This window comes from Streptomyces nodosus (assembly GCF_008704995.1).
Classification (GTDB): domain Bacteria; phylum Actinomycetota; class Actinomycetes; order Streptomycetales; family Streptomycetaceae; genus Streptomyces; species Streptomyces nodosus.
Genome location: NZ_CP023747.1, coordinates 7,308,770 through 7,322,195, shown reverse-complemented (window position 1 = coordinate 7,322,195; position 13,426 = coordinate 7,308,770). Strand labels below are relative to the sequence as shown.

Annotated in this window: 9 protein-coding genes; 6 read left to right on the top strand and 3 right to left on the bottom strand. The window is 72.0% G+C overall.

Translation table 11 applies throughout. The features are described 5' to 3' along the window. The first annotated feature begins 26 nt into the window (after nt 1–26). Both CP978_RS35965 and CP978_RS32590 read left to right on the top strand, forming a co-directional pair. The gene (locus CP978_RS35965; protein ID WP_242647087.1) at nt 27–1,490 is read left to right on the top strand and encodes a C40 family peptidase; all 1,464 of its coding nucleotides are present in this window, start codon (nt 27–29) and stop codon (nt 1,488–1,490) included. Nucleotides 1,491–1,665: 175 nt separating this feature from the next. After that, a complete protein-coding gene (locus tag CP978_RS32590; RefSeq protein WP_043446999.1) occupies nt 1,666–3,030 on the top strand; it encodes an FAD-dependent oxidoreductase in 1,365 nt (454 codons plus the stop codon). Between the two features lie 52 nt (nt 3,031–3,082). Here CP978_RS32590 and CP978_RS32585 read toward each other — a convergent pair whose 3' ends face one another. After that, the gene (locus tag CP978_RS32585) at nt 3,083–5,236 is read right to left on the bottom strand and encodes an RICIN domain-containing protein (protein ID WP_150478407.1); all 2,154 of its coding nucleotides are present in this window, start codon (nt 5,234–5,236) and stop codon (nt 3,083–3,085) included. Nucleotides 5,237–5,525: 289 nt separating this feature from the next. Here CP978_RS32585 and CP978_RS32580 point away from each other — a divergent pair, with 289 nt between their 5' ends. From CP978_RS32580 to CP978_RS32565, 4 genes are all read left to right on the top strand, one after another. Then, entirely contained in the window at nt 5,526–6,761 is a 1,236-nt protein-coding gene (locus CP978_RS32580) for a cytochrome P450 (protein WP_043446996.1), read from the top strand. Between the two features lie 75 nt (nt 6,762–6,836). Next, nucleotides 6,837–7,781 (top strand): ABC transporter ATP-binding protein, encoded by a 945-nt coding sequence (locus CP978_RS32575; RefSeq protein WP_043446992.1) that lies wholly within the window; start codon nt 6,837–6,839, stop codon nt 7,779–7,781. Beyond that, a complete protein-coding gene (locus CP978_RS32570) occupies nt 7,778–8,593 on the top strand; it encodes an ABC transporter permease (RefSeq protein WP_043446989.1) in 816 nt (271 codons plus the stop codon). The genes CP978_RS32575 and CP978_RS32570 overlap by 4 nt, the downstream gene beginning before the upstream one ends. Nucleotides 8,594–8,777: 184 nt before the next feature. Further along, a complete protein-coding gene (locus CP978_RS32565; RefSeq protein ID WP_043446987.1) occupies nt 8,778–9,800 on the top strand; it encodes an LLM class flavin-dependent oxidoreductase in 1,023 nt (340 codons plus the stop codon). A gap of 20 nt (nt 9,801–9,820) precedes the next feature. On the opposite strand, the gene efeB is transcribed toward CP978_RS32565, so the two are convergent. Together efeB and efeU are read right to left on the bottom strand one after the other, a co-directional pair. Beyond that, on the bottom strand, nt 9,821–11,101 hold the full coding sequence (gene efeB, locus CP978_RS32560) for an iron uptake transporter deferrochelatase/peroxidase subunit (protein WP_043450104.1): 1,281 nt from the start codon (nt 11,099–11,101) through the stop codon (nt 9,821–9,823). 44 nt (nt 11,102–11,145) lie between these two features. Further along, entirely contained in the window at nt 11,146–13,197 is a 2,052-nt protein-coding gene (efeU, locus tag CP978_RS32555) for an iron uptake transporter permease EfeU (protein WP_043446984.1), read from the bottom strand. Nucleotides 13,198–13,426 lie beyond the last annotated feature (229 nt).

Here is a 13,426-nt window from a genome sequence, read left to right as displayed (position 1 = left end):
GCGGTGCACGGAAGGAGCACGTCCCCATGGCGCCGGAGCGAACCTCGCGCCCCGGAGGCCCCGGCCTCCCCGGACCGCGCGACCGGGACCCCATGGCGAACGCCGGCCGTCCGCCGGGGGACGACGCGCCGAGCCAGGCCGAGGTACGGCAGCGGGTCCACGACCTCTACAACCGGGCCGAGACCGACAGCGGCACCTTCAACGCCACCCGCGCGGCGAGCGCCCGGGAGCGCGTCGCCCCCGCGTCCGGCCGGGAGGGCGCCGATCCCGCGCTGGACGGTGTGACCAGACAGTGGTTCGACGCGGCACGCGCGAACCTGGGCCCGATCCTTCCCGCGACGCTGCCCGCCGACCGCCTGCCGGGCGGGCCGTCCGGGGCGGCACGGCCCGGGGATCCGGCGAGGCGGCCGGGGGACGAGCCCGGCGCGCTTCCCCGGGGAACGGCCGACCGCGCCCGCCCGGAGCTGACCGCCGGGCCGTCCGGTGGGACACCGGCCCTGGAGCGGGGCACCGGACCCGCCGCCGCCCTGCCCGCCGTGCCGAACGGCGGGTCCGGGGTCCGTGACCCCGAGCCCGCCCGGCCCGCGTCCGCCGCCCAGCGGGGACCGTCCGCGTTGCGGGACGCCAAGAAGCAGGGCCGGCAGAAGCTGACCGCCGCCCGCGCGATGCTGGCCGCGCACGCGGCACGGCAGGGGACCGTGTCCTCAGCGCCCGAGTTCGGGACCGCCGGGGCCCCCGCGTCCGCTGTGGACCGGACACCCGGCCTGCCGGGCGAGCCGGATCGGTGGCGGCAGCCGACCGCCCTCGACCCGGACATCCCGGTCTCCGCGCTCACCTCCGCCGCTGCGGTCACCGCGGAGGCGGCGCCCGGCGCTCCCGGCGGTTTCCTCGACACCGGGACCTTCGGTGGCGTCGGCCGGTTCGACCCGGCGGTGGACACCGGCGTCCTCGGCACCGCGTCCGGGGACACGGGCGCCTTCGCCCGCCCCGACGTGTTCGGCGCCACCGGGACCGGCATCGGCACCTCCGTCGATGCCTCCGTCGGTGCCTCGGTCGGTTCTTCCAGCAGTTCCTCCGACGGCGTCTTCGCCGGTGCCGCCGGCGCCGGCACGGCACCGGCCTCGGGATATGACAGCAAGGCGGCGCAGGCGCTGGCCTTCGCCCGTGCGCAGATCGGTCTGCCCTGCCTCTGGGGTGCCGCGGGGCCGGGCTCGTACGACGCCTCGGGCCTGGTCCAGGCCGCCTGGAGGGCCGCCGGGGTCGTCCTCCCCCGGAGTGCGCAGGACCAGGCGGCCACCGGAACGGCGGTGTCCCCGACCGACCTCCGGCCCGGGGATCTGATCTTCTTCCACGACCCCGTCGACCATGTGGGCCTCTACACGGGCGACACCCAGATGATCCACGCGCCCGGCCCCGGGGCGTCCATCCGTGAGGAGTCGATCCTCTTCGCCGGGAATACCGCGATCCACAGCGCGGCACGCCCCGCATGACCGCCGGGAACCGCCCTCCGAGGGGGCTCGCAGAGGGAGCTCACCCCAAGCGACGCTTCGTCGACCCATAAGACGACCTTATGAGGCCATAGAGCAGACCCGCATACCAGGTAAGGTCCGCCTTAGTTTAAGGTTCCCGACGAGTCGTCTGTCGTCCCTCGAAGGGAACCTGAACATGCCCCGCCCCCTGCGGGTAGCCATCGTCGGAGCCGGTCCCGCCGGAATCTACGCCGCCGACGCCCTGCTGAAGTCCGCGGTGGCCACCGAACCCGGTGTGTCCATCGACCTCTTCGAGCGGATGCCGGCCCCGTTCGGCCTCATCCGCTACGGCGTCGCTCCGGACCACCCGCGCATCAAGGGCATCGTCACGGCCCTGCACCAGGTGCTCGACAAACCGCAGATCCGTCTCTTCGGCAATGTCGACTACCCGACCGACATCAGCCTGGACGACCTGCGCGCGTTCTATGACGCCGTGATCTTCGCCACGGGCGCGACCGCCGACCGGGCCCTGGACATACCGGGCATCGGCCTGGACGGCTCCTACGGCGCGGCGGACTTCGTCTCCTGGTACGACGGACACCCCGACGTGCCCCGTACCTGGCCGCTGACGGCGAAGAAGGTCGCCGTCCTCGGCGTCGGCAATGTCGCGCTCGATGTGGCCCGCGTCCTGGCCAAGACGGCGGACGAGCTGCTGCCCACCGAGATCCCGCCGAATGTGTACGACGGCCTGAAGGACAACCAGGCCCTGGAGGTCCATGTCTTCGGCCGCCGCGGCCCGGCACAGGCGAAGTTCAGCCCGATGGAGCTGAGGGAGCTGGACCACTCCCCCAGCATCGAGGTCGTCGTCGATCCCGAGGACATCGACTACGACGAGGGCTCGATCGCCACGCGACGCGGCAACAAGCAGGCCGACATGGTCGCCAAGACGCTGGAGAACTGGGCCATCCGGGACGTCGGCGACCGGCCCCACAAGGTGTTCCTGCACTTCTTCGAGTCGCCCGTGGAGATCCTCGGCGAGGACGGCGAGGTCGTCGGGCTGCGCACCGAGCGCACGGCCCTGGACGGCACCGGCGGGGTCCAGGGCACCGGGGCGTTCCGCGACTGGGACGTCACCGCGGTCTACCGCGCCGTGGGCTATCTGTCCGACTCCCTGCCGAAGCTGCCCTGGGACCTCGCGTCCGGGACGGTGCCCGACGCGGGCGGACGGGTCGTCGAGGAGAGCGGCGGGCATCTGCAGTCGACGTATGTGACCGGCTGGATCCGGCGCGGTCCCGTGGGTCTGATCGGCCACACCAAGGGCGACGCCAACGAGACGGTGGCCCATCTGCTGGACGACCGTGCGAACGGGCGCCTCCACACGCCGGTCTCCCCCGCGCCCGAGGCCGTGGACGCCTTCCTGGCCGAGCGGAACGTCCGCTTCACCACCTGGGAGGGCTGGCACCGCCTCGACGCCGCGGAGAAGGCGCTCGGCGCGGAGCAGGGCCGGGAACGCGTGAAGATCGTCGAGCGTGAGGAGATGCTCGGGGCGAGCGGCGCGTAGCCGCCGTGCGGGCCCGTCGGCCAGGACTCCTGACCGGCGGGCCCTTTCCGGGTCAGGGGTAGGCCACCAGGTTCGCCACGTTCGTGGCCGAGTTCGACGGTCCGCCGCGGTCGTTGATGACATGCCGGATCGTTCCGGTGCCGCCGAGGGACACCGTCACCATGTCGTGGAACTGGACGCCCGGGGCGGCCGGCACCTCGAAGGCGTGCTCGGCGGTCACAGCGGGGTTGACGTTGAAGTAGCAGTAGCTGCCGAGCCCGTACGCCTGGTGCGTGGTCACCGAGTCGGCGACCTTGTAGGCCGCGTAGCCCTGGGTGGAACCGTTCGTCCACGCCGCCTGGTTGGGCGGGTCGTACGGCATCTCGTTCTGATAGAAGTAGGTGCGCCCGCCGTTGGCGTTCCAGATGGTCTGATGCTTCTGGAAGTGCTCCACGAACAGGCCGTACATGGTGACGTCGGCGCCGTTGACGACAAGGCCGGTGTCCGCGGTGTTGGTCGTCCAGCCGACCCCGCTGCCGTGGTCGGCACGCCAGATCCACATATGGTCGCCGATGACGTCACGGCTGTTGACCACCAGGCTCGTGGTCGCCCGGCCGGCCCCGGCGCCGCCGATGCGGAAGTAGACGTCGTGCAGGGATGTCGGGTTCCCGGCGTGGGACGCCGACGCTCCGGAGGGTCCGACCTCCATCAGGGTGCGGGAGTTGGTGGTGCCCGCGTCGAACAGCAGACCCGCGACGCTGACGCCGTCCACGTCCGCGACGGTCATCGCGGTGACGCCGTTGTCGGGGACCAGGGTGGCCAGGCCCAGTCCGAGCACCACGGTGTCGGGGCGGGTCACCTTCAGGGTCTGGTCCAGGTGGTAGACGCCGGGAGTCACCAGGAGGTTCTTGCCCGCGGCCAGGGCGGCGTTCATCTCGGCGGCCGTCGACCCGGGCTTGACGACCTGGAAGCGGTCGAGGGGCAGCGAGGTGCCCGCCGGGCTGCCGGACGCCCAGCTGGTCCCCGTGGAGTTGCTGCGCACGGACGGCACGAACACCTTGTAGGCGCCCGCCTCGTCGACGTAGAGGAAGGGCTTCTCCCGGGTGACCGGGCTGCGGTCGACCGTGGTGTACGGAGGGTTGGGGAAGCTGGTCGCCGGCACTCCCTGGCTGCCGACGAAGACCATGTTCCAGTTGGAGCCGGTCCAGCTGCCGAGCTGTGAGTTACGGGTCAGCCACTGCTGCTGGCTGCCGGACCGCACCTGTCCGTCGATCTTGCTGTCGGCCAGATAGCCGCCGCTGGACCAGCCGCCGTCGTCCAGGGCGAGGTTGCCGCGCAGATGCACCCGGCGGTACGCGGCGGCCTGGGACACCGCCCAGCGGTCCGTGCCGCCCTTCGGGCTGACCGAGAGGTTCTCGGCGCCGCGCCAGAAGTTCTGTGTGGCGTTGCCCTGGAACCAGTCGGCCTCCGCGTGCACCGCGCCGTTGATCGTCACGGCGTCCGGGGACAGACCGAGCCCGAGCACCTGGGTGTAGAAGCCGACATTGACGTCGTTGCTGTAGACGCCCGGCTTGAACAGCACGGCGTAGCGCTGGGAGCCGAACTGGTTGGTCTCCTGCTGGCGGAAGATCGAGTCCAGCCTGCTCTGGATCGTCGAGGATGCCATGGAGGGGTCGAACACGACCACATCGGGGCCGAGGTCCACTCCGTCGGGCGGGGTGCTGGTCACGGGGGTCACCTGGAAGCGCTGGGCGGGGGTTCCGTTGCAGGTGTACTGGGTGAGCTGCACACTGTCCGCGGTCGCGGCCCCGGGGACGTCGAGGCACTTGCCGCTGTGGCGGTTGACGAAGTGGTAGGCGCCGCCGCCCTCGTCGACCGGCAGCCACTGCTGGTTGTCACCGCCGCCGTAGGTCCACAGCTGGAGCGGCGCCCCGTCGGCGGAGGACACATCGGTCACGTCGACGACCTTGGCGGCGTCGTTGTGGTTGTTGATGCGCACGTATCCGCCGCCGGTGGCGGTGAAACTCCACTGCTGGGCCGTGGTGGCGTTGCAGGTGTACTGCTGGACCGCGGTGCCGTCGGCGGTGCCGGCCGCGCGGGCGTCCAGGCACCTGCCGCTGCCGCTGTTGACGACGCCGGCCCAGCCGGCGGGCAGCGCCGCGGCGGCCGCGGCGGCGGTGGGTCCGGAGGCGAGGGTGAGCGTCGAGGCGGCGGTGGCCAGCGCCAGCGCGGCCGCCGTGCGACGACGGCCGAGGCGGCGGCCCGCTCTGAGATGACGGAGAAGCACGGTTCCTCCTGGGCCGAGCCGATGTCGGCCGGGTGGGGGGTGTCGGTGGAACGGCAGTTATTTCAGGTCGAGATTCAAGGAGTGAAGTAAGCATGACAAGGCTTTGGTACAGACCAGTGGGCGACACGGGGCGCGGGGCGGCTCGGCACCGGGCCGGACGCCCGGGCCCGGACTCCGGCCGGAGCAGTCCCGCGCGACAGGCGGTGAGGCGCATAAGAGGCTGGAGTGCATGACCGAGGAGAGCACCGCACTCACCGGCCGGGAACCCCCACCGGTACGGGACTGGCTCGCGCACGAGCTGGACGGAACGGTCTTCGACCCGGTTCTCTCGGAGCTGATGTCCGAGGGTCCGCTGACCCGCATCCGTCTTCCGCACGGCGAGGGCTGGGCCTGGCTGGCGACCCGCTACGAGGACGTCAGAACGATCACGAACGATCCCCGGTTCAGCCGGGCGGAGGTGGTCGGACGTCAGGTGACCCGGCTCGCCCCGCACTTCAAGCCGAGGCCCGGGTCGCTCGCCTTCGCCGACCAGCCGGACCACAACCGGCTGCGCCGCGCGGTGGCGGGCGCGTTCACCGTGAGCGCGATGAAACGGCTGCGGCCCCGTGCCCAGCGGATCCTCGACCCCCTGGTGGAGGAACTGGTCCGGCAGGGCCCGCCCGCCGATCTGATCGAGCGGGTCCTCGAACCGTTTCCGCTCCGGGTGGTCAGCGAGGTCATGGGGGTGCCCGCGGACGACCGGGAACAGGTGCACGGCTGGACGCGGCAGATCATCTCCACCTCCGGCGGCGCCCAGGCCGCCGAGCGCGCCAAGGCGGGGATGTACGGATGGATCACGGAGGCGATCCGGGCGCGCCGCGGCAGCGCCGGCGAGGATGTGCTGTCCCTGCTGGGGGCCGCGGTGGGACGGGGCGAGATCAGCGAGGAGGAGGCGGTCGGGCTCGCGGGCCCGCTGCAGATCGGCGGGGAGGCCGTCACCCACAACTGCGGCCAGATGCTGTTTCTGCTGCTCACCCGCCCCGGTCTGTTCCGGCTCCTCCAGTCGTCGCGCGGTACGCCCGAGTCCTGGGACACCGCGCTGGACGAGCTGCTGCGCTGGATCCCGCACCGCACCGCGGTCGGTCTGGCGCGTGTCGCACTCCAGGACGTCGAACTGCACGGACTGTGCATCCGGGCCGGCGACGCCGTCCATGTCTCGTATCTGGCCGCCAACCGCGATCCGGAGGTCTTCCCCGGACCCGATCTCATCGATGTGGGCCGTGACCCCAACCCGCATCTCTCGTTCGGCAACGGCCCCCACCACTGCACCGGCGCGGTGCTCGCCCGGCTGCAGCTCGAACTCCTGCTGCACACCCTGCTCGACCGTCTGCCGGGACTGCGGCTCGACGTCCCCGCCGAGCGCGTGCCCTGGCGCCGCCAGACCATGATCCGCGGCCCGCAGGCGCTGCCCGTCACCTGGGGGTGACGCGGCGGACGGTCCCGGCCCGGGGCGCGTCCGTCCGCGTACGGCCTCAGATTCCCCTCTGCGCAAGGAAACGTCATGATCGAGGCCCATCAGCTCACCAAACGCTACGGCGAGCGCGTCGCCGTCGACCGTCTCGGCTTCACCGTGCGCCCCGGTGTCGTGACCGGATTCCTCGGTCCGAACGGGGCCGGGAAATCCACCACGATGCGGATGCTCCTCGGCCTGGACGCGCCGACCTCCGGCTGGGGCCGGGTGAACGGCAGAAGCTACGCCGACCACCGGGCGCCGCTGCACGAGGTGGGCGCGATGCTGGAGGCGCGTTCCGTGCACACCGGGCGCAGCGCGTACCACCATCTGCTGGCCCTCGCCGCGACCACCGGGATCTCCAGGCGACGGGTGAACGAGGTGCTCGACCTGGTCGGGCTGAGCGCGGTGGCCAAGAAGCGGGTCGGCGGCTTCTCCCTGGGCATGGGTCAGCGGCTGGGCATCGCGGGCGCCCTGCTGGGGGACCCGGCGACGGTGATCCTCGACGAGCCCGCCAACGGTCTCGACCCGGAAGGGATCCTGTGGATCCGCAATCTGCTCAAGTCCCTGGCCGCCGAGGGCCGGACGGTCCTGGTGTCCTCGCATCTGATGTCGGAGATGGCGCTGACGGCCGAGCATCTGATCGTGATCGGCCGGGGGCGGCTGATCGCGGACACCTCGGTGGCGGAGTTCATCGCGCGGGCCGCCCGGGACGTGGTGCGGGTGCGCAGCGACGAGGCGGACCGGATGCGCGGTCTGCTGACCGGCCCGGACGTGGTGGTCACCGCCCAGGAGCCGGGTGTGCTGCAGGTGACCGGGCTGAGCAGTGAGCGGATCGGGCGGATCGCCGCCCTGCACGGGGTCGCGCTGGCCGAACTGACGCCGCAGCAGGCGTCGTTGGAGGAGGCGTTCATGGAACTGACCCGGGACTCCCTGGAGTACCAGGCACCGGAGCCGGGACTGGTCGGGGCGGCCGGGAGAGGACTGGCGGCATGACGACGGCATCGGCGATCCCCGACTCGGAGCGGGGCGAGGTCACCCAGCTGCGGGTGATCCGTTCCGAGTGGATCAAACTGCGGTCCCTGCGCTCCACCCTGTTCACGCTGCTCGCCGCCGTGGTCGCGATGGTCGGGCTGGGCTGTGTGTTCAGCTATGTCACCGCGGCCCGCTGGAACAGTCTGCCACCCGAGGAGAGGCTCGCCTTCGATCCGACGCTGGTCAGTCTGCGCGGCCTGTATCTGGCCCAGTTGGCGGTGGGCGTGCTCGGTGTCCTGGTGGTCAGCGGCGAGTATGCGAGCGGGATGATCCGCTCCTCGCTGGCCGCGGTGCCACGCCGCCTTCCGGTGCTGTGGGCCAAGACCCTGGTGTACGGGGCGGTGGCCTGGGTGCTGATGACGATCGCCTCGCTGGCGGCCTTCCTCGGAGGGCAGGCGGCGCTGTCCGGCCATGGTCTGGGAACGTCGCTGTCCGCGCCCGATGTGCCGCGCGCGGTGCTGGGAGCGGGGCTGTATCTGACCGTGGTGGGGCTGATCGGGGTGGCGTTCGGTGCCCTGGTCCGCAGCACGGCGGGCGGGATCGCCACCGTCTTCGGGCTGCTGCTGGTGCTTCCGGCGCTCGCCCAGGCCCTGCCGTCCTCCTGGCTCGCCAAGGTCAACCCCTATCTGCCGAGCACGGCGGGACAGGGGCTGATCCACATCCATCAGGAGCCCCACACCCTCGCGCCCTGGACCGGGTTCGCACTGTTCTGTCTGTACACGCTGGTGGCACTGGCCGCCGCCGGGGTGGCCCTGACCCGACGCGACGCCTGACACCGGCTCACTCCTCGCTCGGGCTCCGGGTGCGCGCCCGGAGCCCGCCCCGGCGCACCACGCTTCGCCTCCGTCCCCTGGCCGTCCGGTACACACTCCCGTCACGCTCCTGTGACGGTCTGCTGCGAGAATCGAACGCAGCATCGGCGTACCGCAGACACGCCGTGGATCCTGGAGGAGCGCTGTGCCGCCGGCCTCGAAACCGCTGCAGAAGCTGGGCTTTCTGACCATCGGCCTGTTCGACGAGGCCGATCCGCGCCGGGGGCACGAGTCGACGCTCGAACTCCTCGAACTGGGCGAGCGGCTCGGATTCGACAGCGCATGGGTGCGTCAGCGTCATCTGCAGTTCGGGATCTCCTCGCCCCTCGCCGTCCTCGCCGCCGCGTCCCAGCGCACCCGGCGGATCGAGCTCGGCACGGCCGTGATCCCTCTCGGCTGGGAGAACCCGCTGCGGCTCGCCGAGGATCTGGCGACCGTGGACATCCTCTCCGGGGGCCGCCTCAACCCGGGGGTCAGTGTCGGCCCGCCGACGCACTACGAGCATCTCAAGGAGGCGCTCTACCCCGGCACCGCCGACCTCGAGGACTTCGGCCATGGCCGGGTGCAGCGGCTGCTGGACCTGGTGCGCGGCGAGCCGGCCAGCGGCTTCCGCGGGGTCGAGGGCTTCGAGGTGTACTCCGACCGGGTCCAGCCCCACTCCCCGGGGCTGGGCGGGCGTCTGTGGTACGGCGCCGGCGGTCTGCGCTCGGCCCGGTGGGCGGGCGAACACGGGATGAACCTGCTGACCAGCAGCGTGGTCCGCGCGGAGGAGTCCGAGGACTTCGCCGAGGTGCAGCTCTCCCAGATCCGGGCGTTCCGGTCCCGGCACCCCGACGGCGAGCGCGCCCGGGTCTCCCAGGGGCTGGTCGTCATCCCGACCGACGGCGCCTCGGCCGGGCAGCGCGCCAGGTACGAGGAGTTCGTGGCACGGCGGATGCCGCGTACCGCGGCGCCCCAGGGGCCGGCGCGGATGCTGTTCGCGCCGGATCTGGTGGGGCCGTCCGAGCGGATCGCCGAACAGCTGTCCGCGCATGCCGCGTTCCGTGAGGTCGACGAGGTGGCGTTCGCGCTGCCGTTCACCTTCGCGCACGAGGACTATGTGCAGATCCTCACGGACATCGCGACCGTGCTGGGGCCCGCCCTCGGCTGGCGGCCGCCGGCCGGCTGAGACCCGGCCGAGGGCTGCCGTCAGGCGGTCAGCAGACCGCGTCCCAGCCAGTCCGAGGAGTCCTTCACCCCGGGCAGGGCGAAGAAGTAGCCGCCTCCGGTCGGGGAGATGTAGTCGACCAGGGGCTCGTCGACGAGCCGGGTCTGGGTGGCCTCGAACTGGCGCTGCACATCCTGCTGGTAGCAGCAGAAGACGAGCCCCATGTCGAGGTTGCCGACGGTGTCGACGCCCCGGTCGTAGTTGTAACCCCGGCGCAGGATGCGGGAGTCGTCGGTGGCGGCGGTACGGGGGTTGGCGAGGCGGATATGGGCGTCGAGCGGGATCGCCGTGCCGTGCGGGTCCTTGGCGTACCGGGGGACGTCGGTCTCCCGGGAGCCGTCCAGCGGTGCGCCGGTGTCCTTGCGGCGGCCGAACATCTTCTCCTGCTCGCTGAGCGAGACCCGGTCCCAGAACTCGACGAGCATACGGATGATCCGGATGACCTGATAGCTGCCGCCGGCCGCCCAGGCGGGCTCGTCCTGTCCGCGGTCCACCCAGACGAGCTGGTCCATCTCGCGGGCCGAGCCGACGTCGGGGTTGGCGATGCCGTCCTTGAAGCCGAGCAGATTGCGCTGGGCGCCGGTGGGGCGGGGGGTGTTCTGGAAGCCGTCGACGCGCCATCTGATCTGCAGGGCGCCCCGGGTGTGCCGGGCGATGTCGCGCAGTGCGTGCAGCACGGTGTCCTGACGGGCGGCGCAGATCTGCAGCGACAGATCGCCGTGGCACTCGACGGCCCGGAGGTTGTCGTCGGGGAAGGTACGCATCGGGGTGAGCCGGCGCGGTCTGGCCCCGGTGAGGCCGTAGCGGTCGTCGAAGAGGGAGGCGCCGACACCGACCGTGACGGTGAGCCCGCCGGCGGGGACCTCGGGGCCCAGGATGCCGCTGTCGGAGGGCGGTGCACCGACGCCCAGGTCCACCGGGGTGCCGCCGGAGGTGAGGAAACGGGCCCGCTCGGTGACGGTCCGCAGCAGATCGGTGAGTTCCTTGCGGTTCTCGGCGATGACGTCGAAGGAGACGAAGGCGGCCTCGGCCGGGGCGGGGGTGATGATGCCCGCCTGGTGGACGCCGTGGAAGGGAACCTTCGGGGCGTCGCCGTCGTCCGCGGCACGGGCCTCGGTGGCGCCGGTCTGGCTGAGGGCGAGGCCGCCGCCGGCCAGGACCGCACCGGCGGCCCCGGCGCCCAGGGCCGTCTTCATGAAGGAGCGACGGCCGGCTCCCGCGGGGCAGCCGCCCTGTGTGACGGGCGGTTCGGCGGACGGCATGCGGTGGTTCCCTCCGGTGTGTGCGTGCTGGGCGTGCGGTGCGGTCATCGGGCGGACTTCCGGATCTCCAGAAGGTCCGGGACGGGGGCGAGGTCTTCGAGGAGCTGCCCGGTGGCACCGTTCAGGCGGGCCCGGGTGGTCGCGTCAAGGCGGTCCACGGGGGTCCAGGAGCCGCCGTGGTGGGCCGCGTCGAGCAGTTGTTGCAGCCGGGCGATGTCCGCGTCGACGGTGGGGAGCAGCCGCGGGGCGCGGCTGGTCAGCAACGGCCTGAGCACGGTGAGGAGTTCGCGGGTTCCGGCCAGGTTGGCGTCCGCGGTGGCCAGTTCGGTGCCGCTGCCCTGGTCGGTGTCGCCGGTCAGCTCGAACTGGAGGGTGTTCTCCAGGATCTCGTGGGCGCGCAGCGGCAGGTCGCCCGGGTCGAAGTGCTGGGTGGGGAAGGCGGTGCGCAGTCCCGCCGCCGCGTCGGCGAGCTGCCGGGCGGGGGCCTTCAGCTGCTGTGCGGACTGTCCGTGCCACAGCCCGTACTCGATGCGGTGGAAGCCGGTGAAGTCCCGGTCGGCGACGCCGCCGGGCAGTCCGTCGGCCCGGCCGTTGATCTTCTTGTCGAAGTCCTCGAAGGTGCCGTAGGCCGCGCCCAGCGAGGAGTAGGTGCGGTGGGCGGTCAGCCAGTCGGTGCGCGCGGCGTCGAGGTGGCCGGAGGCGATGTCGTCACTGAGCCCGCGGGTCTGGGTGACCAGGACGGCCAGGCCCCGGTCGACGTACGCCTGGTACGTCTTCAGGGGACCGGTGAGGTCGCTCTCGGAGACCGGGACGACCGCCGTGGCGCCGGCGGCGCCGGAGACCCGGATCGCCCGGGAGGTGACGGCCCGTCCGCCGGTGGGGACGCAGCGCCAGGCGTAGCTTCCGCCGGCGACGGTGGCGACGAGGTCGCGGGTGGTGCCGGGGGCCAGCCCCTCGATCTCGCCGTAGACCGCATCGGTGGCCGGGTCGACGAGGTACACCTCGGAGGTCTTGTCGCCGGTGTTGTGCATCCGGAAGGTCTGCCGGCCGGGCGCGGGCGCGGTGAACCCCTTGCCGCACTCGGTCTCGGAGACGGCCACGGTCTGGGAGCCGGCCGGCCCGGCGCCGCCGAGGGCGACGATCAGTCCCGCGAGGACGGCGGGGACGGCGACGACGGCCACCGGGACCACCCAGGCGGGGCGGCGGCGCGCACCGGCGGCCGGCTCGGTCCCGGCGCCCTTCGCGGGCTTCGGGGCGGATCCGCGACGGGCCGCCGGGGTGCGGTCACCGCGGACGCCCCGGACGAACAGCGTCATCACCACGACGAGATAGAGGGCGTAGGCGACGACCTGCAGCCAGGTCATGGTCGGTGTCAGATTGAACACGCCCTGGACCAGGGTGCTGTACCAGGAGCCGGCGTCGATGCTGCCGCCGAGGTCCACGGCGTACGCCGTGCCGCCGGGCAGCACCCCGCCCTCCTGGAGGTCGCGCAGTCCGTAGCCGAGCACTCCGGCGGCGATCACGATGAGCACGACGCCGGTGGCGGTGAAGAATCTGGTCAGGTTGATCTTCAGCACCCGGCGGTAGAGGCCCCAGCACAGGGCGGCGGCGAGCACCAGGCCGATCGCCGCGCCGATCATCGGTCCGGTGGACTCTCCGGCCGCGCGGGCCGTGGTCCACAGGAACAGGGCGGTCTCCAGGCCCTCGCGGCCCACCGCGAGGAACGAGGTGATGATCAGCATGCCCGCACCCATCGCGAGCGCGCCGGTGACCTTCTCCTTGATCTCGCCGGACAGATGGCGCGCCGAGCGGCGCATCCAGAACACCATCGCGGTGACGAACGCGACGGCGATCACGCTGAGGGAGCCGCCGAACGCCTCCTGGGCGGTGGCGGACAGCGACGCGGCGGTGAAGGTCAGCACCGCGCCGAAGCTCATGGCGAGGGCGACGGCGGCCAGTACGCCGGTCCACACCTGGGGCAGTCGGGACTTGGCGTCCGCCCGTACGAGGGTCGCGACCAGGATGGAGACGATGAGTCCGCCTTCGAGCCCCTCTCTCAGTCCGATGAGAAAGCTCGGAAACGCGTCATCCCACATTGCGGCCCTTCCCCGGTATGCCCCCCGCCGACGGTCGCGCAGGTTAGCGAAGGCATGCCTTACTTGTGCCGAACCATCATGACTACAGGTGTGTAGTCATCCGCCCATGGAACTGCAAGGAAACGGCAAAAGCACCGGTAAAGCGCCCTCGTCCCCGTGCTGTACCGGCATCCGCGGGGGAGCCGTGTGATCTTTCGCACGGTCCCCGGCCGGGCATGCTCGCCCCGAG